The following is an 18,970-nucleotide window of genomic DNA, read 5'->3' as shown; positions in this document are numbered from 1 at the left end:
GGGTTCGGCGCCGGGACAGGCCGGACGTTAACCGATATTGGGCACCGGCTCCGCGAGCGCCGCCCCGGCGACGGGCTCGGGCGTGGGCGGGCGGGGCGCGAGGTCGACGCCTTCGCTGATCCCGAACCGATCGTGCAGCCACGCCAGGGGCCGGGGCGCCCACCAGTTCCAGCGGCCCATCACGTGCATGAAGGCCGGGACGACCACCATCCGCACCAGGGTGGCGTCGGCGAAGACGGCCAGCACCAGGCCCAGGCCGAACATCCGCATGAACGAGACGTGCGCGGCGATCAGCGCGGCGAACGACATCGACATCACCAACGCGGCCGCGGTGATGACCCGACCGGTACGGGCGACGCCGAGGGCCACGCTCTCGTCGTTGGCGGCGTGGGCCTGCTTCGGGGTGGGCCGGGCGGGCCGGGCGGCGCCGGACGCCAGCCAGTATTCGCGGATCCGGGAGAGCAGGAAGACCTCGTAATCCATCGACAGCCCGAAGGCGATGCAGAACAGCAGCACCGGCATGTTGGCGACCAGCGTCCCGCTCGGCGTGGTGCCGAGCGCACCGAGATGGCCGTCCTGGAAGATCCACACCAGCGCGCCGAACGCCGCGGTCAACGACAGGAAGTTGCACGCGAGCGCCTTGATCGGCAGCAGCACGCTGCCGGTGAGCAGGAACAGCAGCACGAATGTGATCGCGGCCATCAGCCCGAGGACGAGCGGAAGCCGTTCGGTCACGGCGTCGACGCTGTCGCGGTTGACCTGCGCCACCCCGCCCATCTCGACGGCCCGCCCGGCCGGTCCGGGGACGTCGTGCAACCGTGCGAGCTGGGCGTCGTTCGCCGCGGAGAACAGCGGCGCCGTGCTGCTGACGGTCAGGAAGGCGCTGCCCTGGGCCAGCCCGGTCGCCCCGGCGGGTGGCCCCACCCGGTTTCCGCCCGTGAAGGTGCCCCCGGGCGCGGACACGGCCGCCACGTCGGGCACGCGCGAGAGCGCGGCGGCGTAGCTGTCGAAATCCCCGGGATTCAGGCCGGAGGCATCGGGGACGACGACGGGCACCGACGTCGCGGAATCGTCGGCGAAGTCGTTGCGCAACCGGTCGCCGACCTGGTGCGCCGACGCCGAGCGCGGCAGCACCCGGTCGTCGGGGAACCCCCACTTCACCGAGAAGAACGGCAGCCCGAGCAGCAGGAGCAGGCCGACGACGGCCAGGCCGACCGGCGCCCAGCGGCGCATCACGAACTTGCTCGACCGATACCAGAACAGTTGCTCGACGGGCTTTGGCGCCGGCTCGGGTCGCCGCAGCATCCGCCGCAAGAACCGGCGCACATTGAACGCGTCCAGCCGGTCGCCCAACAGCACCATCGCGGCGGGGGTGATCACGATCGAGGCGGTGGCGACGAAGGCGACCGTGGCCACCCCGGCGTAGGCGAACGACTTGAGGAAGTACATCGGGAAGGCCACCGTCGCCGACATCGACAGCGCCACGGTGACCGCGGAGAACAGCACCGTGCGGCCGGAGGTGGCCATCGTTCGGATCAGCGCCTGGTCGCGGTCGTGGCCCTCGGCCAGTTCGTCGCGGTAGCGGCTGACGATGAGCAGCGTGTAGTCGATGGCCAGCGCCAGGCCCAGGGCGGTGCTGAGGTTGAGGGCGAAGATCGACACCTCGGTGGTGAAGGTGATCAGGCGCAACACCGACATCGAGCCGACGACGGCCAGCGCACCCAACGCCATCGGCAACGCGGCGGCCAGCAGCCCACCGAACACCCAGATCAGCACCACGAAGCTCAGCGGCAGCGCGATCATCTCCATCACCAGCAGGTCGTCCTGGTTCTGCTTGTTGATCTGGGCGTACTGCATGGCCGCGCCGCCGGCGCGGACGGTCACCCCGTCGCGGTCGTGGACGAACTGGTCCGACAGGGTCTGCGCGTTGTTCTGGACGAAGTTTTCGCCGCCTTTGAGGTTGACCACGATGAGGCCCGACTTGCCGTCGCGGCTCACGAGATCGGCTGGGGCCGCGCCGGTCCACGGCGAGGACACGTTGTAGACCAGCGGGGACCCTTGGAGTTCGTGGACGAGGTCGGTGCCAACCGTGCGGGCCTGTTCGCTGTTGGTGCCGCCGGGGGCCGTCACCAGGATCAGCATCTGCTGACCGCTCTGCCCGAACTTGTCGGTCAACACGGCGATGGCGCGGGCGGACTCCGAGTCCGGATCCTGGAAGCCGCCGGGAGACAAGCTCTTGGCGACGGGAACGCCGAAGACGGCCGCGGCGATGAAAACCAGCACCCCGATCGCGATGATCCGGCGCGGCGCCGCGATAGCGACTCGGGCGATTTTCTGCAGCATTGTGAGCCCTTCCGCTGCCGGTGCCCCGTTGCGCTGGCGGCTGGCTAGTCCGCGACAACGTAACAAACGCTAATGTCCACGCGTCGAACAGTGTTGTCCTTAAGCACGCAGGCGGGCGGGTGGACCGTTCAATGCCGCATTTTTTAAACCGGTAGAACGGTAAGAGTCCGGCCAGAAAAATGTGTCGCAAATAAGCAGCTCAGGGCGCAAATCCCTGCGGAAATGGCGGCCACCCTACCCGCGGGTAAATTGCCACCATTTTCCGAATCGTGACTCAAAGTTTCCTTAAGGGTGGCCCATACGCTCAGTGTCATGTGGATCGACGACACAAGTGCCGACGTCATCAAGGTCGACTTCGAGGCCCTCTACCACGGCGACGTGCTGGTGGAAGGCGAGACCTCGGAGCAGTTCGACGAACTGCAAGCGGCGAGCTGAGGCAGACCATGAGCATGCTCGCACGGCTGTTAATGGCCGAACCCTCCGTCAGTCGGTGGTTCCGCAAGTAACCATCGATCGTGGTCATCACGAAAGCCCCCCGCCGACGCGGGGGGCTTTCGTTTTGTCCTTACGTCCCTAGCGGGGCGCCATGCGAATGGCGCCATCCAGGCGGATGACCTCGCCGTTGAGCATCGGGTTCTCGACGATGTGCACGGCCAGCGCGCCGTACTCGTCGGGGTCGCCCAGCCGGGCCGGGTGCGGCACCTGCTTGCCCAGCGATTTCTGCGCCTCCTCGGGCAGCGAACCCAAAAGCGGGGTCTTGAAGAGCCCGGGCGCGATGGTCACCACGCGGATGAGCTCGCGCGAGAGGTCGCGGGCGATCGGCAGCGTCATGCCGACCACGCCGCCCTTGGATGCCGAGTAGGCGGCCTGGCCGATCTGGCCCTCGAACGCCGCGACGGAGGCGGTGTTGATGATGACGCCGCGCTCTGGGCTCGTTTCGGGCCCAATGGGTTCGGTCTTGGCGATGCGCTCGGCGGCCAGTCGCAGCACGTTGAAGGTGCCGATCAGGTTGACGCCGATGACCTTCTTGAACCCGTCCAGCGGGAACGGGCCGTCCTTGGACAGCGTCTTGATGGCGTTGCCGATGCCGGCGCAGTTGACGTTGATGCGCAGCGCGCCCATCGACTCCGCGGCGTCCAAGGCCTTGCCGACGGCGGCCTCGTCGGTGACGTCGGCCTCGACGAAGCGGGCGCGCTCGCCCAGCTCGCGGACGGCGTCCTCGCCACGCAGGTCGATCACCACCACCTGGGCGCCGCGGTCGAGCAGCCGCTTGGTGGTGGCCAGGCCCAGCCCTGAGGCGCCCCCGGTGACGACGGCGACGGCGTCTTTGATCTCCATGCGAGTCCTTCCCTGATTTCCTGGATTCCAGCCAACTGGTTGGTTGGGACTATACCCAGTCGTTGAGTACCGCTTCGGCGTCGGCCACCGGCGTCGCGGGGCGCGGTGTCTCGGGCGCCGTGCGGGAGAACCTTGGCGCCGGCCGCGGCTGCAGGCCGCCGTCGACCTCGTAGAAGGTGTCCCGCTCGGTGATGTGCGGCTCGGTCTGCACCTCGCCGAAGGCCAGCACCGGCGTCACGCACGCGTCGGAGTCGGCGAACACCTTGGCCCAGTGGTCGCGGTCCTGGCTGGCGAATTTCTCGGTCAGCACCGCCCGCAGTTCCGGCCAGCGGCCGACGTCGTTCTGCCCGGGCAGGTCCGCGCCGTCCAGCCCCAGCCCGGCGAGCATCGCGGCGTAGAACTGCGGCTCGATGGCGCCGACCGCGACGTAGCGGCCGTCGGCGCATTCGTAGGTGTCGTAGTAGGGGGCGCCGCCGTCGAGCAGGTTGGTGCCGCGCGCGTCGGTCCACATGCCCGACGAGCGCATCTGCCACATCATCTGGACCAGCACGCTCGAGCCGTCCACCATCGCCGCGTCGACGACCTGACCCTTGCCGGAGCTCTGCCGCTCCCACAGCGCCGACAGGATGCCCAGCAGCAGGAACATCGAGCCGCCGCCGAAGTCACCGACGAGGTTCAGCGGCGGGACGGGCCGTTCGTTCACCCGGCCGATGGAGTGCAGGATGCCGTTGAGCGAGATGTAGTTGATGTCGTGGCCGGCCTGCTGGCTACGCGGGCCGGTCTGTCCCCAGCCGGTCATCCGGGCGTAGACCAGGCGGTCGTTGACCTTCGCGCAGTCTTCGGGGCCCAGGCCGAGCCGTTCGGTGACGCCCGGGCGGTAGCCCTCGATCAGGACGTCGGCCTTGGCGATCAGTTTGAGGACGTGACCGCGGCCTTCGTCGGACTTCAGATCGGCGGTCACCACGCGGCGGTTGCGCATCATGGCGTCCTTGGCGACACCCCCGGGGCCCGAGGAGGGACGATCGATGCGCACCACGTCGGCACCCAGATCCCCCAGGATCATCGCGGCGTGTGGGCCCGGCCCGATGCCGGCCAACTCGACGACTCGCAACCCTTTCAACGGTCCAGCCATGATCCACCGACCTTTCGTCCGCTCTGACGACTCCGACCGTTCGTGCTCAAACAACCGGTCGTTCGACATCTTCGCAGCCGTGCCCGTGGCCCGCGCAGCCCGGTCACTTATGGTGAGCCCATGCCTTCATCCGCGATCGCCACCCTCGCCCCCGTCGCCGGCCTCGACGTCACGCTGTCCGGCGGCGTGTTCTCGGTGACCATCAACCGGCCCGACAGCCTGAATTCCCTGACCATTCCGGTGATCACCGGGATCGCCGACGCGATGGAGTATGCGGCGACCGACCCCGAGGTCAAGGTGGTGCGGCTCGGCGGCGCCGGACGCGGCTTCAGCTCCGGTGCGGGCATCAGCGCCGACGACGTGTCCGACGGGGGCGGCGTCCCGCCGGACGAGATCATCCTCGAGATCAACCGGCTGGTGCGCGCGATCGCCGCGCTGCCCCACCCGGTGGTCGCGGTCGTCCAGGGCCCCGCCGCCGGGGTGGGCGTTTCCATCGCCCTGGCCTGTGACGTCGTATTGGCTTCGGAGAGCGCGTTTTTCATGCTCGCCTTCACCAAGATCGGATTGATGCCCGACGGCGGCGCGTCGGCGTTGATCGCGGCCGCGATCGGGCGGATCCGGGCCATGCAGATGGCCTTGCTGCCCGAACGGTTGACCGCCGCCGACGCGCTGTCCTGGGGGCTGGTCAGCGCGGTCTATCCGGCCGACGACTTCGAGGCCGAGGTGGACAAGGTGATCGCGCGGTTGTTGGGCGGGCCGGCCGTCGCCTTCGCCAAGACCAAGCTGGCGATCAACGCGGCCACGCTCACCGAACTGGATCCGGCGCTGCAGCGGGAGTTCGACGGGCAGTCGGTGCTGCTGAAGTCCCCCGACTTCGTCGAGGGCGCCACGGCCTTCCAACAGCGCCGCACGCCCAACTTCACCGACCGCTGACGGCCGTCGCGCCCACCCGGCGCGACGCTTGAGCCCGCGCCGATGCGGTAATCCCCCTCGTCAGGAGAACGACGGCTGACGAGCGGAGAATCGATGCCCGAACAGGTGCGGTGCCTGGTGACCGGAGCGACCGGCTACATCGGCGGGCGCCTGGTGCCCCGGCTGCTGGACGGGGGACATCACGTTCGGGCCTTGGCGCGCAACCCGGACAAGCTGAGCGAGGTGCCGTGGCGGCAAGGGGCGGAGGTCGCGCGCGGCGACCTCGGTGACGTCGATTCGCTGATCGCCGCCTGCGACGGGATCGACGTGGTGTACTACCTGGTCCACTCGATGGGAACGTCGAAGGACTTCGCCGCCGAGGAGACCCGCGCCGCCCGCAATGTCGTGACGGCCGCGCGGCGCACCGGGGTGCGCCGGATCGTCTACCTCAGTGGCTTGCATCCCGAAAACGCTGATCTCTCACCGCATCTCGCGTCGCGCAAGGCCGTCGGCGAGGCCCTCATCGACTCCGGCGTCGAGACCGTGGTGCTGCAGGCCGGGGTGGTCATCGGGTCGGGGTCGGCGTCGTTCGAGATGATCCGGCACCTCACCGACCGGTTGCCGGTGATGACCACACCGAAGTGGGTGCACAACCGGACCCAGCCGATCGCGGTGCGCGACGTGCTGCACTACCTGGCCGCCGCGGCGACCACCCCGGTCCCGAAGTCGCGGACCTGGGACATCGGTGGCCCCGACGTGTTGGAGTACGGCGACATGATGCGCGTCTACGCCGAGGTCGCCGGGCTGGGCAACCGCTACCTGTTCGTGCTGCCGTTTCTGACCCCGGCGATCGCCAGCCTGTGGGTGGGTCTGGTGACCCCGATCCCGTCCGGCCTGGCCCGGCCGCTGGTCGAGTCGCTGGAATGCGATGCGGTGACCCGTGATTCCGATATCGACGACATCATCGCCCCGCCACCGGACGGGCTCACCGGATACCGCCGCGCGGTCGAGTTGGCGCTGCGACGGGCCGCCCGCGGCCTCCCCGACGCCAGCTGGTCCTCGCTGCGGTCCGAGCCGGCCGAGCCGTTGCCCAGCGACCCCGACTGGGCCGGCGAGATCGTCTACACCGACGTGCGGACCGCGACCGCCGACGCTGCCCCCGGCGACGCATGGTCGGCGGCCCGCGCCGCGGCAACCGCCCCCCGGTGGCACCGACGCCTACCGCTTAACGGCTGGACGGTCGAGGAAAGCGATCCCGGCGTCGGCCTGCGGCTGCACTCCACGCCGAGTCGAGTGGGCCGGGCCTGGCTGGAGATCACGACGCGGCCGCACGACGACCGTGGCAGCCGGTACACGCAACGGCTGATCTTCGTGCCGCGCGGCGTCCTCGGCCGGATGTACCGGCTCACGGTGTGGCCGTTGCGCGTCGCGGCGCTGCGGGGCCTGGCGCGCGACGTCGTCACGCCGGGGTGACTCAGACCCCGAACATCGGCGGCAGGACCAGCACCATGATCAGCCCCCAGCCGACGTGGGTCAGCACCGGCGCCAGCACGCCGCCGCTGGCCCGGCGCTCCAGCGCGCACACCGTGCCCAGGATGATCGCGGCGAATCCCAGCATGGGGTTGCCGCTGGCCATGGTGGCGGCGGTGTAGAGCAGCGTGGAGATCAGCACCGGGTGATAGCGGCCCAGCGCGGTGTAGAGCGCGCCGCGGAAGAACAGCTCCTCGGCGACGCCGTTGATGACGGTGATCAGCACGACCAGCAGGAAGGACCCCTGATGGGCGAAGAGCAGCACCCGGGTGATCAGGTCGGAGACGGCGGGGATCTCTCGGGCGATCAGCCCACCCACCACGAACGCGCCACCGACGAGCAGGCCGACGGTCGTCCCGGTGATGACCGGCCGCTGGTTGCGGCCCCGCCAGCAGATGCCGCCCAGGTGCAGCGGGCCGGAGACCAACGCGCCCGCGGTCCACACCGCCGCGAGCGCCAGCGTCAGCCAGTAGAAGCTGGCCTCCCCCGGATGGCGCCGCAACGAGTACCCCAGCACCGCCGCGCCGACCACCAGCGTGATCGCGACGACGACGCGGCGCCGCCGCACGACGGACGGCGATTCATGATGGGGCACAGCAACATTGGTGATCGCGCGCCGCAACTCGGCGAAGACGCTGCTGTGGTAGGGGGCCGTTGACTGGCTCATGCGGGACGCACCTTCGGGGTCAGGGCGATCAAAATGTCGAGGCCGGTGCGAAGCGCTCCGGCAACCGGACCGGGGACCCTGTTCACCAGCCCCAGGGTCGGCCGCGCGATGGACGGTGTGACGCGCTGGGCGAGTTGGCGGAGGCGCCGCGCGTCGCCACCGGCCCAGGCGGCGTCGGTGTTGGCGAGGTCGTGCGGGTCGGCCAGGGCGTTGACCGGGCGCGGCCGCTGATTGGAGAGGCCGCGCAGCGCCAGCGCGATGGCGTCGTCGATCCCGAGCAGGCCGCCGGGCGGATCGGGTACCCGGTCGCGCAGGTCGCTGACCGACGCCACCATCGGGTGGTCCAGCGACTCGACCAGGTCCCCGGCCAGGCCCGGGGGCACCGGCAGGGCGACGCCGGTGATCAGCGAGGCCAGCCCGGTGTCGACCCTGCCGACCGGCAAGCCGGTGTGCCAGCGCCCCGAGATGCGGGCGTAGGTCTTCAGCAGCCGCCGGTAGGAGGTGGTCTCGGGCCCCGAGATGTCGTAGGCCCCCGCGGGCACCCGGTCACGATCGGCCGCGGCGACGAGATAGTGCAGGACGTCGCGGATGGAGATCGGGTCGATCGGGTTGTCCATCCAGCTCGGGATCGGGATGACCGGAAAACGGTCCCCCACGTAGCGCATCATCTCGAACGACGTCGATCCGGCGCCGATGATCATCGCCGCGCCCAGCCACACCAGCTCCGGGCCACCCGCGACGGTGAGCGCCTCGGCCACCTCGGCCCGGCTGGTCAGGTGCTCGGATAACGCCTCGTCGGCGGGCACGAAGCCGCCCAGGTAGACGATGCGGCGCACCCCCGCGTCGCGGGCCGCGGTCGCGAGGTTGCCGGCCGCGGATTTGTCCGCGTCGCGAAATCCGGGCTGACCGATGGCGTGCACCAGGTAATACACCACGTCGATGGGGTCGCACCCGGCGAAGGCCGCTCGCAGCGACTCCGGGTCGGCGGCGTCGAGGGTGACCGGGGCGATGTCGTCGAACCAGCCGAAACGCTTGAGCCGCACCGGGTTTCGCGACGCGGCCACCACCTGGTGCTGGTTTTCCAGCAGCGCCGTGACCAGCCGTGATCCCACATAGCCGGTGGCACCGGTGACCAGAACCCGCATACCCCGACCCTAGCCCGACGAGCTGGCCCGTGGCCCGCGCGACGCAAAGACGAATTTGAACCGGTGCGGCACCGGCACCGTGACCGGGGGCATGAAGAAGTTCACTGGGGGCGCCGCGGATACCGCGGTGAAATATCCGTCCATCGCCGGCGTGGCGGTCAGATTCCCGCCCAATCGCTACACCCAACACGAGGCCATCCGCGCGCTGACCGACATCGCCGGCCCCGATTTCCGCCGTTTCGGCGGCAGCAGCGGGGTCGAGTTCCGCAACACCGCTTTGCGGCTGCCGCACTACCGCGAGCTGAGCGGCTTCACCGAGGCCAACGACGCCTACCTCGACGTCGCGCTCGACCTCGGCGAGCAGGCGCTGGTGGCGGCCCTGGACGAGGCCAAGGTCAAGCCGTCGGAGCTCGACATCGTGTTTTCCACGACGGTCACCGGGCTCGCCGTGCCGACGCTGGAGGCGCGCTTGGCGACGCGGGTCGGGCTGCGGCCCGACGTCAAACGCGTCCCGCTGTTCGGGCTGGGCTGCGTGGCCGGCGCGGCGGGGGTGGCGCGCATGCACGACTATCTGCGCGCCTTCCCCGACCACACGGCCGCGCTGCTCGCGGTCGAACTGTGCTCGCTGACCATCCAGCGCGACGACACGTCCGTCGCCAACCTGGTCGCCACCAGCCTCTTCGGCGACGGCGCGGCCGTGGTGATCAGCGAGGGCGCCCAACGCACCGGCGCCGAACACACCGGCCCCCGGGTGCTGGCCACCCGCAGCCGGATCTATCCCGACACCGAAGACGTCATGGGCTGGAAGATCGGCGGCGACGGATTCCGCATCGTGCTGTCCGCCGACATCGCCACCATCGCCGAGAAATACCTGGGCGACGACGTCCGCGATTTCCTCGCCGACCACGGTTTGCGCCCCCGCGACGTGACGACCTGGGTCTGCCACCCGGGCGGCCCCCGGGTGATCGAAGCCGTCGAGCACGTGTTGGACCTGCCCGCGGACGCCCTGGACCGCACCCGAAAGTCGTTGCGCGAGAACGGCAATCTGTCATCGGTCTCGGTGCTCGACGTGCTCGCGGCCAACATGGCCGATCCACCGGCGCCGGGCTCGATCGGCCTGATGATCGCGATGGGGCCGGCGTTCTGCTCCGAACTGGTGCTGCTGGCCTGGTAGCGCTGGTAAAGACTGTAGCCATGTATTACCTGCTGGTGCTGGCCGTCGGGGTCGAGCGCGTCGCCGAGCTGGTGGTGTCCACCCGCAACGCGCGATGGTCGTTTACCCAGGGCGCCAAAGAGTTTGGCCGATCGCACTATCCGGTGATGGTGGTCATCCACACCGGGCTGCTGGTCGGTTGCCTCGTCGAACCGTGGGCGCTGCACCGGCCGTTCATTCCGTGGCTGGGCTGGCCGATGCTGGCCGTGGTGGCGGGAAGCCAGGCGCTGCGCTGGTGGTGCATCACGACGCTGGGGCGGCGGTGGAACACCCGGGTGATCGTGCTGCCGCAGGCCCCGCTGGTGCGACGGGGTCCCTACCGCTGGCTGCACCATCCGAACTATGTTGCAGTGGTGGCTGAGGGGTTGGCGTTGCCGCTGGTGCACACGGCGTGGCTGACCGCGGCCATCTTCACGCTGGCCAACGCCGGGCTGCTCGGGGTGCGGCTGCGGGTGGAGAACTCGGCTCTGGGTTACACATGAGCGATTACGACGCGGACCTGCTGATCGTCGGCGGCGGCCCCGGCGGCCTGGCCACGGCGTTACACGCTCGACGCCTTGGACTTTCGGTGATCGTGGCCGAGCCGCGCGAGACCCCCATCGACAAGGCGTGCGGCGAGGGGCTGATGCCCGGCGGCCTGGCCGAGCTCACCGCGCTGGGCGTCGACCCGGCCGGCATGCCGTTCCACGGCATCGCCTACGTGAGCGAACGACGGCGGGCCCAGGCGCGGTTTCGCGGCGGGCCGGGGCGCGGCGTGCGACGCACCACGCTGCACGCGGCGCTGGCCGCGCGCGCCAAAGAGCAAGACACCGACTGGATCCGAGCGCGGGTGACCGGTGTCCGGCAGGACGCGCACGGCGTCTCGGCCGCCGGGGTGCGCGCGAAATGGTTGGTGGCGGCCGACGGCCTGCATTCACAGGTCCGGCGCGACGTCGGCATCGCGGCGACGGCGGGAACGCCGCGACGCTACGGCGTGCGTTGGCACTACCGGGTGCCGGCGTGGACCGACTTCGTCGAGGTGCACTGGTCGCGCTGGGGCGAGGCGTACGTGACGCCGGTCGAGCCCGACCTGGTCGGCGTGGCGATCCTGTCCCGTGGGCGGCCCGACCTGGCCTGGTTTCCGCGGCTGGCCCGGCAGTTGGAGGGCGCGAGCCGCGGGCAGCCGCGCGGTTGCGGCCCGCTGCGCCAGGTGGTCTCGCGGCGCGTCGCGGGCCGCGTCCTGCTGGTGGGCGACGCCGCCGGTTACGAGGACGCCCTGACCGGCGAGGGCATCAGTCTCGCCCTCAAGCAAGCCGCCGCGGCCGTCGAGGCCATCGCCGCCGAAGCGCCAGCGTCCTACGAGAAGGCCTGGCACCGGATCACCCGCGACTACCGGCTGCTCACCCGCGGGCTGGTGCTGGCCAGCACGCCGCCCGCGGTGCGCCGCGCCGTCGTGCCGGCGTGCACGCTGCTACCGGGGGTATTTCGCCGCGGGGTGAACGTCCTGGCGCACTAACGCGCACTAACGCGCGTGGGCGCGCGTATGAGCGCGAGCAGACGCAAAAGCACCCAAAATGGCTGATTTCGGGTGCTTTTCGCGTGCTTTTGCGTCTGCTCGCCAGTCGTTAGCGCGCCTTCCAGACCGGCTCCCGCTTCTCGGCGAACGCCAGCGGCCCCTCCTTGGCGTCCTCGGACTTGAGCAAAACCCGCATCTCGCGCACGGTGCGGTCCCAACCCGGCTCGTCGCCGACGACGACCCCGTCGTCGACGCCGTAGGCGACGCGCTTGCTGGCCTGCACCGACAGCGGCGCGTTGACGGTGACCCGCGCGGCCAGCGCCAGCGCGGCGTCCAGCACCGAGCCCGCCGCGGCGACCTCGTTGATCAGCCCCCACTCGCAGGCGGCGGCCGCGCTCAGCGGCTCGCCGGTCAGCAGCAGCTGCATCGCCACCTTGCGCGGCAGCTGCTGCGCGATGCGGAACACGCCACCGGCGGCGGCGATCAGCCCACGCTTGACCTCCGGGAGCCCGAACTGGGCCCGCTCGTCGGCCACCACCAGGTCACTGGCCAACGCCAGTTCGGTGCCGCCACCCAGGGCGGTCCCGTTCACCGCCGCGATGGTGGGCTTGTCGATGAAGTGATGGACGTAGCCGGCGAAGCCCCACTCGGGATGATCGGGGTGATAGAGGTTTTCGCGGCGGGCGATCGCCTTGAGGTCGGCACCGGCGCAGAACGACTTGTCGCCCGCGCCGGTGAGCACCACCGCCCGCACCTCGGGATCGTGTTGCGCCGCTTCCAGTGCGTCCCCGACGCCGATGCTGACCGCGGCGTTGACCGCGTTGCGGGCCTCCGGCCGGTTGATGGTTATCACCATCACGTTGCCCCGGCGTTCGGCCAGGGCGCCCGGCTCCTGGGTCACAACAGTTCCACGATGGTGGCGTTGGCCTGGCCGCCACCCTCGCACATGGTCTGCAGACCGTAGCGAATTCCCTTGTCCCGCATGTGATACAGCAGGGTGGTCATGATCCGGGCGCCGGATCCGCCGAGCGGGTGACCCAGCGCGATGGCGCCGCCGTTGGGGTTGAGCTTCTTCTCGTCGGCGCCGATGTCCTTGAGCCACGCCAGCGGGACGGGCGCGAACGCCTCGTTGACCTCGTAGGCGCCGATGTCGTCGATGGACAGGCCGGATTTCTTCAGCACCTTCTGCGTCGCCGGGATGGGGGCGGTCAGCATGATCACCGGGTCGGCCCCGGCGAGCGACGCGGTGTGCACCTTGGCGATCGGCTTGAGCCCCAGCTCCTTGGCCTTCTCGGCGGACATGAACAGCAGCGCCGCCGAACCGTCGGAGATCTGCGACGAGTTGCCGGCGTGGATCACGCCGTCTTCCTTGAACGCCGGCTTCAGCGAGGCCATCTTCTCCATCGGCGTGCCGCGGCGGATGCCCTCGTCCTTGAGGACCACATTGCCGTCCTGATCCTTGATGCCCACGATCTGGTCATCGAAGGCACCGGAATCCTGTGCGGCCGCGGCCTTTTCGTGCGAGGCCAACGAGAATTCGTCGAGCGCCGTGCGGTCGAAGCCCCACTTCTCGGCGATCATTTCCGCCCCGATGCCCTGGTTGGGGATCTGGCCCTGGTAGCGGTCCAGGAAGGCCTGCGAGTACGGCCGCCCGCCGTTGGCCAGCGACGCCCCCATCGGGGTGCGCGACATCGACTCGACGCCGCCGGCGACGACGACGTCGTAGTGTCCGGCGATCACCCCGGCGGCCGCGAAGTGGATCGACTGCTGGCTCGACCCGCACTGACGGTCGACGGTCACGCCGGGGACGGTCTCGGGCCAACCGGCGGTCAGCAGCGCGGTGCGGCCGATGTCGAGGGCCTGCTCCCCGGCCTGCATGACGCAGCCCCAGATGACGTCGTCGACGATGCCGGGGTCGACGCCGGCCTTGTCCACCAGGCCGTTGAGCACCTGCGCGGACAGATCCGCCGGGTGCACCCCGGACAATCCGCCGTTGCGCTTCCCGATCGGTGAACGCACTGCCTCGACGATGACGGCTTCAGCCATGGTCTTGTCTCCTTTGACACGTGGACTTCGAAAAACGAGTGAGTCTTGCCTCGATTGTCAACCAAGGGGTTGGGAGGGCGAGGGCCGGGGTGCTTCTCACGCGTATCGAGCCGAGGTGACCGATTGCGTGGCCGAATGCGCCAGCACGGGTGCCGGCGCATTCGGCAGTCACGTAATGGACGCTGTCACAGCCGCTTTGGTTGGCGCGACCGAGTCGCGCCGCCCTCAGCCGGCGGGGTAGGCGACCGACTTGATCTCGGTGTACTGGTCGAACCCGGCGACACCGTTCTGGCGTCCCACGCCGCTTTCCTTGTAGCCACCGAACGGGGTGTCGGCGCCGTACGGGGCGCCGCCGTTGACGCCCATGAAGCCGGCCTTGATGCGGCGGGTCACCGACAGCGCACGCTCGAGGGAGCCCGCAAACACGTTGCCGGCCAACCCGTACACGCTGTCGTTGGCGATGCGGATCGCGTCCTCCTCGTCGTCGAACGGGATGACGGAGAGCACCGGGCCGAAGATCTCCTCCTGCGCGATCGTCATGGAGTTGTCGACGTTGGTGAAAAGCGTTGGGCGGACGAAATATCCCTTGTCGAATCCGGTCGGGGCGTCGGGACCGCCGACCAGCGCGGTGGCACCTTCTTCCACACCCTTCTTGATGTAGCCCGTCACCCGGTCGAGCTGCCGCTGCGAGATCACGGGCCCGCAAAGGGTTCCGGGGTCCTGCGGATCGCCGCAGGTGACGTTCTCGTAGATGTTCTTGAGGATCTCCACGCCCTCGTCGTAGCGGGACCGCGGCAGCAGCAGCCGGGTCGGGTTGGCGCAACCCTGACCGGCGTGCATGCACGGCGCGATGCCGACCATGCAGGCCGTCCCGAAGTCGGCGTCCTCCAGCACGATGGTGGCCGACTTGCCGCCGAGCTCGAGGAACAGCCGCTTCATGGTGGCGGCACCCTTTTCCATGATCCGCTTGCCGACGACCGTCGAACCGGTGAAGGAGATCAGGTCGACCTTCGGTGACAGCGTGAGTTCCTCGCCCACGAAGTGGTCGGACGCGGTGACGACGTTGACCACACCGGCGGGGATGTCGGTCTTCTCGGCGATCAACCGGCCGAGCCGGGTGGCGTTGAACGGCGTGTTCGGCGCCGGCTTGAGCACCACCGTGTTGCCGGTGCCCAGCGCCTGGCCGAGCTTGTTGAGGGTGACTTCGAACGGGAAGTTCCACGGCACGATCGCACCGACCACACCCACCGGCTCCCGCCAGACCTTGCGGGTGGTCAGCGTGCCGGTGAGGCTGATGACCTTGTCGCCCAGGTCGGTCTCCCACGCATACTCGTCGATCAACCGGGCGGGATACTTCAGCCCGTCTTCCAGCGGGGCGTCCAGCTGGGGGCCGAACGTGATGGCCCGGGGCGAGCCGACCTCGAGGATGAGCTCCTCGCGCAGTTCTTCCTTCTCCGATTCGATCGCCTCGTGCAGCTGCAACAGGCAGCGCTTGCGCAGTTCGCGGTTGGTCGACCAGTCGGTCTCGTCGAAGGCGCGGCGGGCGGCGTCGATCGCCCGGTGCATGTCCTCCTTGGAAGCGTCCGCGACCTCGCCGAGCGACTCCTCGGTCGCCGGGTTGATGTTGGTGAAGGTGCCGGCCTGCCCGTCGACGAGCTTGCCGTCGATCATCATCTTCGGCTCGAAGCGGACCTTTACAGCCTCAGTCATATCTGTCACTCTCTTCTGGGTCGTTGAGGGGCTACGGAGAGCCTTACCGGAAACTAGCCGATTGGCAAGGTGCAACCGGTCGCGGGGCCGCTTATTGCGGGTCGAACAGCACCGGCACCGACGTCGGCGACCGGAAGACCTGTCCACGGATATGGGGGTCGTCCGCGTCGGGGTCCAGCCGAAGGTTCGGCAGCCGGTCGAGCAAAAGGTTGATGGCGGTGCGCATCTCCAGCCGGGCCAGGTGCATGCCGAGGCAGACGTGCACGCCGTGCCCCCAGCCCAGGTGGCTCTTCGGTGAGCGGAAGATGTCGAACGTGTCCGGTTCGGGGTAGCGGTCTTCCTGCCGATTGGCCGCGCCCAGCATCGGCATCACCGTCGAGCCGGCCGGTATCGGCACCCCGCCGAGTTCGGTGTCGCGGGTGGCCACCCGGGTGATGGTCAGCAGGGGCGGTTCCCACCGCACGCCTTCCTCGATGGCCTGCGGCAGCAGCGACCGGTCGGCGCGGATGGCATCGAGCTGCGCGGGGTCGGACAGCAGCGCCAACAGCAGGCTGCCGAGCGACCGGTAGGTCGTCTCGACGCCAGCGGGCAGCAGCAGGCGCAGGAACGAATAGATCTCCTCGTCCTCGAGTTTCTCGCCGTCGATCTCCGCCTGGGCCAGCCCGCTGATCAGATCGTCCTTGGGCTCGGCGCGGCGGGACGCGAGGATCGGCGCGAAGTAGTCGCACAGCGCCGCCGATGCGGCGAGTCCGCGTTCCGGATTCAGGATCCAGCTCAGCAGCGAGATGGACCAGCGCTGAAACTGCGGGTAGTCCTCCTGCGGCAGGCCCAGCAGGCCGGCGATGATCTGACTGGGATAGTCGAAGGTGAATTCCTTGACCAGGTCGGCCTTGCCGTTGGCCGCGAACTTGTCGATCAGGCTGTTGCCCACGCGCCCGACCAGTTCGTCTTCCCACCGCGCCAAGGCCTTCTGCGAGAAGGCCTTTGACACCAGCGATCGCAGCCGGCCGTGCACCGGCTCGTCCATGCCGAGCATGACCCGCTCCCCCAGCACGGGGCCGAACGCGGCGATGACGGCCGACGAGGAGAACGTCTCGTTGTCGCGCAGCATCTGCTGGGCTTCCTCGTGGCGGTAGACGATGAAGACGGGCTTGGATTCCTCATGCGGCATGCCCGACGCGTCGAGGCGTTGAATGGGTTCCTCGCGGCGCAGCCGGGCCAATTCGGTGTACGGGTCACGCACGTCGCCCGACACCGCGTCGTCGAACGCGCCGAAGTCTTCCAGGTCGTCGAAAAGTTGCTCCATCAGTTCCCCTCACTCCCCTGTTGACGCCGCCCCGCCAGCGCCGCGAGGCGCTGCAGCACGGGCTGCGGAAGAACGCGTGCGGCGAGCACCATCGCCTTTTGGGCCCACGTCAGCGGCCACGCCCCGCCCCGCATCGACCCCTGTCTCGGTATGCCCAGCACGGTCCGCGACATGTGGTGCATGCCCGAGGCGGGCAGGATCCTGTTGGCCGCCAGCAGGATCGACGCGTCCGGGCCGATGCCGCGGCGGCGAAACGGCGCGCGGTCCTCGAGCGCCTTGAGCAGGCCGTCGGTGAAGCGCTCCGGTGGCCGGGCCATTTTCATCGCGAAGCGACCGCGACTGTTCATGGTGTTGTGCAGCCGGGCGTACGGGCCTTCGAAGTTGCGATCGTCGGTGGTGCCGGCGTCGGTGATGATCTCGGTGTCATACGTGCCGGCGACCACCACGGTGACCCCGAGTCCGAAGGGCGCGATCTCGCACGCCATCGATTCCCCCCACCGCTCCAGCGCCCCCTTGGCCGCCGAGTACGGTGCGGTGGCGGGCTGGCCGCGCACTCCAGCGGCGCTGGAAATCAACACAATTCGACCCGTACCGGCCGCTCGCATCTTCGGCAGCAGGGCCTGGGTGAGCGCGACGGGCCCCAGGACGCTGGTGGCGAACATGCGCTGCCACAACGCCATGTCGGTCTCCTCCACCATTCCGGCGGCGGAGATGCCCGCGTTGTGCACCAGCGCATACGGTGCACCCACAGCCTCTTCGATGGCCTTGGCCGCCGCGGCGATCGACGCGTTGTCCGTCAGGTCGAGCTGCACACCGATCAACCGCTCGTCCTCGGTGGCGCCGGTGACACGACGCAGCAGCGGCATTCCCTCATCGGGTGTGCGCATGGCCGCGACGACGCGCCACCCCTCCCGATACAACCGCACCGCCGAGGCGAACCCCAACCCGCGCGACGCGCCGGTGATGACGACCGTGCGCCGCTCAGCCATGGTTGCTCGGCGCCGGTGTCGCGCACGGGCCTTCGCCCGGTGGCGGGGGCTGCACATCGGGCCGGCCGTGGGGTTGACCGCTCATCCAGGTCGACCAGATGCCGACGGAGTACGGTCCGCGCGCGCCCGCCTTCTCGTAGAAGCCTTGCGGGTCATACACTTTGGCTTCCGGATACGGCCATGGGCAGGCGACGGCGGTGGCCGCCTTGGAGGCCTTGATGACGGCGAACCACCCCCCGTAGGCGAAGTAGGAAATGTTGATGATGACGAACATCACCAGGAAGGTGCCGAGCACTGGGCGCGTGGGAAACAGCCTGGCCTTCGCGGACAGCTTCTCCGCCACCGATTTTCCGGTGTCGTCGCGATAGCAGAGGATCGCCGCGGGCACCATCACGAAGGTCACCGAGAACGACTCCCAGATCAGCGGGAACTGGAATGTCGTGCCGGTGAACACCGATCCCCACGGGATCACCTGCGAGTAGATGTACATGCCGGTGTGGACCAGCTGGATCTCCAGCCACGCGTCGAAGATGAAGCCGATCACACAGGTCAACGCGCCCAGGCTGACCAACGGGTGCCGGGAGACGAACGACTGGGGACCGTACTTGGCCTGCAGCTTGCGCAGGATCCAGACCGCTGGGAAGTAGGGGCCGAAATAGAAAGTAACGTAACCGAATACGACGAACGGCTCGACGGTCGGCGACAACGACACCAGGGGCCACGACTCCGGCCAATGGATGAGGTCGGGGTTGTACACCGCGAACGGCGCCCAGTTCATGATCGGGTCCTGCCAGACGATCAGCGTGGTGCACAAGAACATCAGCATCGCGGGGCTGCCCGGATTGCGGCGCCACCCCCGGATGAACACCACCAGCAGCACGATCAGCATGATCACGGTGGAGATCTGCAGGAACGCGATGTAGTCCAGCCCGAAGATGAACTTCACCGGGCGCGGCCGCCCCTGCACGTTGGGGTTAGCGACCCGCGGGTCGAGCGCCACGCGGCAGTTCGCGATGAACACCAGCACGAAGGCGGCCAGCGCGGCGCCGGAGATCCACCCGCCCCAGCCGCGCTTGCCGGTTCGCGGCGGGGAGGCCGGTTCCTGCTGGGCGGCAGGCGGTGTGGTCTGCTCGGTCGACATCGT

General features: G+C 69.2%; 17 protein-coding genes. 6 read left to right on the top strand and 11 right to left on the bottom strand.

Annotation, left to right across the window (positions count from 1 at the left end; genetic code table 11):
- Positions 1-27: 27 nt before the first annotated feature.
- Positions 28-2,343, bottom strand: coding sequence for an MMPL family transporter (locus tag W7U_RS02440; RefSeq protein WP_008254461.1), 2,316 nt, complete (start codon positions 2,341-2,343; stop codon positions 28-30).
- A 312-nt stretch (positions 2,344-2,655) separates the two neighbouring features.
- On the opposite strand from W7U_RS02440, the gene W7U_RS26885 reads away from it, so the two are divergent.
- Positions 2,656-2,778: a hypothetical protein gene (locus W7U_RS26885; protein WP_003878506.1), complete on the top strand. Its 123-nt coding sequence runs from the start codon at positions 2,656-2,658 to the stop codon at positions 2,776-2,778.
- Between the two features lie 138 nt (positions 2,779-2,916).
- On the opposite strand, the gene W7U_RS02435 is transcribed toward W7U_RS26885, so the two are convergent.
- Entirely contained in the window at positions 2,917-3,681 is a 765-nt protein-coding gene (locus W7U_RS02435; protein ID WP_008254459.1) for a 3-hydroxyacyl-CoA dehydrogenase, read from the bottom strand.
- Between the two features lie 49 nt (positions 3,682-3,730).
- Positions 3,731-4,813, bottom strand: a complete 1,083-nt coding sequence (locus W7U_RS02430; protein WP_008254458.1) for a CaiB/BaiF CoA-transferase family protein — start codon at positions 4,811-4,813, stop codon at positions 3,731-3,733.
- A gap of 120 nt (positions 4,814-4,933) precedes the next feature.
- Here W7U_RS02430 and W7U_RS02425 point away from each other — a divergent pair, with 120 nt between their 5' ends.
- Positions 4,934-5,746 carry an enoyl-CoA hydratase gene (locus W7U_RS02425; protein WP_008254457.1) on the top strand — a complete coding sequence of 271 codons (813 nt, stop codon included), beginning with the start codon at positions 4,934-4,936 and terminating at the stop codon, positions 5,744-5,746.
- A gap of 93 nt (positions 5,747-5,839) precedes the next feature.
- Positions 5,840-7,198: an NAD(P)H-binding protein gene (locus W7U_RS02420; protein WP_008254456.1), complete on the top strand. Its 1,359-nt coding sequence runs from the start codon at positions 5,840-5,842 to the stop codon at positions 7,196-7,198.
- 1 nt (position 7,199) lies between these two features.
- Here W7U_RS02420 and W7U_RS02415 read toward each other — a convergent pair whose 3' ends face one another.
- Together W7U_RS02415 and W7U_RS02410 are read right to left on the bottom strand one after the other, a co-directional pair.
- Positions 7,200-7,922 (bottom strand): type II CAAX endopeptidase family protein, encoded by a 723-nt coding sequence (locus tag W7U_RS02415; RefSeq protein ID WP_008254455.1) that lies wholly within the window; start codon positions 7,920-7,922, stop codon positions 7,200-7,202.
- Positions 7,919-9,067, bottom strand: coding sequence for an NAD(P)H-binding protein (locus tag W7U_RS02410; protein WP_008254454.1), 1,149 nt, complete (start codon positions 9,065-9,067; stop codon positions 7,919-7,921). The genes W7U_RS02415 and W7U_RS02410 overlap by 4 nt, the downstream gene beginning before the upstream one ends.
- A gap of 91 nt (positions 9,068-9,158) precedes the next feature.
- On the opposite strand from W7U_RS02410, the gene W7U_RS02405 reads away from it, so the two are divergent.
- From W7U_RS02405 to W7U_RS02395, 3 genes are read left to right on the top strand one after another with little or no spacing between them, the layout of a single operon-like run.
- The gene (locus W7U_RS02405) at positions 9,159-10,241 is read left to right on the top strand and encodes a stilbene synthase (protein WP_050989409.1); all 1,083 of its coding nucleotides are present in this window, start codon (positions 9,159-9,161) and stop codon (positions 10,239-10,241) included.
- Positions 10,242-10,261: 20 nt separating this feature from the next.
- Complete coding sequence (locus W7U_RS02400) at positions 10,262-10,762, top strand: isoprenylcysteine carboxyl methyltransferase family protein (RefSeq protein WP_008254452.1); 501 nt, start codon at positions 10,262-10,264, stop codon at positions 10,760-10,762.
- On the top strand, positions 10,759-11,775 hold the full coding sequence (locus tag W7U_RS02395) for an NAD(P)/FAD-dependent oxidoreductase (RefSeq protein WP_008254451.1): 1,017 nt from the start codon (positions 10,759-10,761) through the stop codon (positions 11,773-11,775). The genes W7U_RS02400 and W7U_RS02395 overlap by 4 nt, the downstream gene beginning before the upstream one ends.
- A gap of 109 nt (positions 11,776-11,884) precedes the next feature.
- On the opposite strand, the gene W7U_RS02390 is transcribed toward W7U_RS02395, so the two are convergent.
- From W7U_RS02390 to W7U_RS02365, 6 genes are all read right to left on the bottom strand, one after another.
- A complete protein-coding gene (locus W7U_RS02390; protein WP_008254450.1) occupies positions 11,885-12,676 on the bottom strand; it encodes a crotonase/enoyl-CoA hydratase family protein in 792 nt (263 codons plus the stop codon).
- Positions 12,673-13,821, bottom strand: coding sequence for a thiolase family protein (locus W7U_RS02385; RefSeq protein WP_008254449.1), 1,149 nt, complete (start codon positions 13,819-13,821; stop codon positions 12,673-12,675). Before W7U_RS02385 ends, W7U_RS02390 begins: the two co-directional genes overlap by 4 nt.
- Positions 13,822-14,046: 225 nt before the next feature.
- Positions 14,047-15,531, bottom strand: a complete 1,485-nt coding sequence (locus tag W7U_RS02380; protein ID WP_008254448.1) for an aldehyde dehydrogenase family protein — start codon at positions 15,529-15,531, stop codon at positions 14,047-14,049.
- A 91-nt stretch (positions 15,532-15,622) separates the two neighbouring features.
- A complete protein-coding gene (locus W7U_RS02375; protein ID WP_008254447.1) occupies positions 15,623-16,837 on the bottom strand; it encodes a cytochrome P450 in 1,215 nt (404 codons plus the stop codon).
- Complete coding sequence (locus W7U_RS02370; protein WP_008254445.1) at positions 16,837-17,826, bottom strand: SDR family oxidoreductase; 990 nt, start codon at positions 17,824-17,826, stop codon at positions 16,837-16,839. Before W7U_RS02370 ends, W7U_RS02375 begins: the two co-directional genes overlap by 1 nt.
- Positions 17,819-18,967: a spirocyclase AveC family protein gene (locus tag W7U_RS02365; RefSeq protein ID WP_008254443.1), complete on the bottom strand. Its 1,149-nt coding sequence runs from the start codon at positions 18,965-18,967 to the stop codon at positions 17,819-17,821. Before W7U_RS02365 ends, W7U_RS02370 begins: the two co-directional genes overlap by 8 nt.
- Positions 18,968-18,970: the final 3 nt, after the last annotated feature.

Source organism: Mycobacterium sp. H4Y, from assembly GCF_000364405.1.
Lineage (GTDB): Bacteria > Actinomycetota > Actinomycetes > Mycobacteriales > Mycobacteriaceae > Mycobacterium > Mycobacterium intracellulare.
This window is presented reverse-complemented; position numbering and strand designations above follow the sequence as displayed.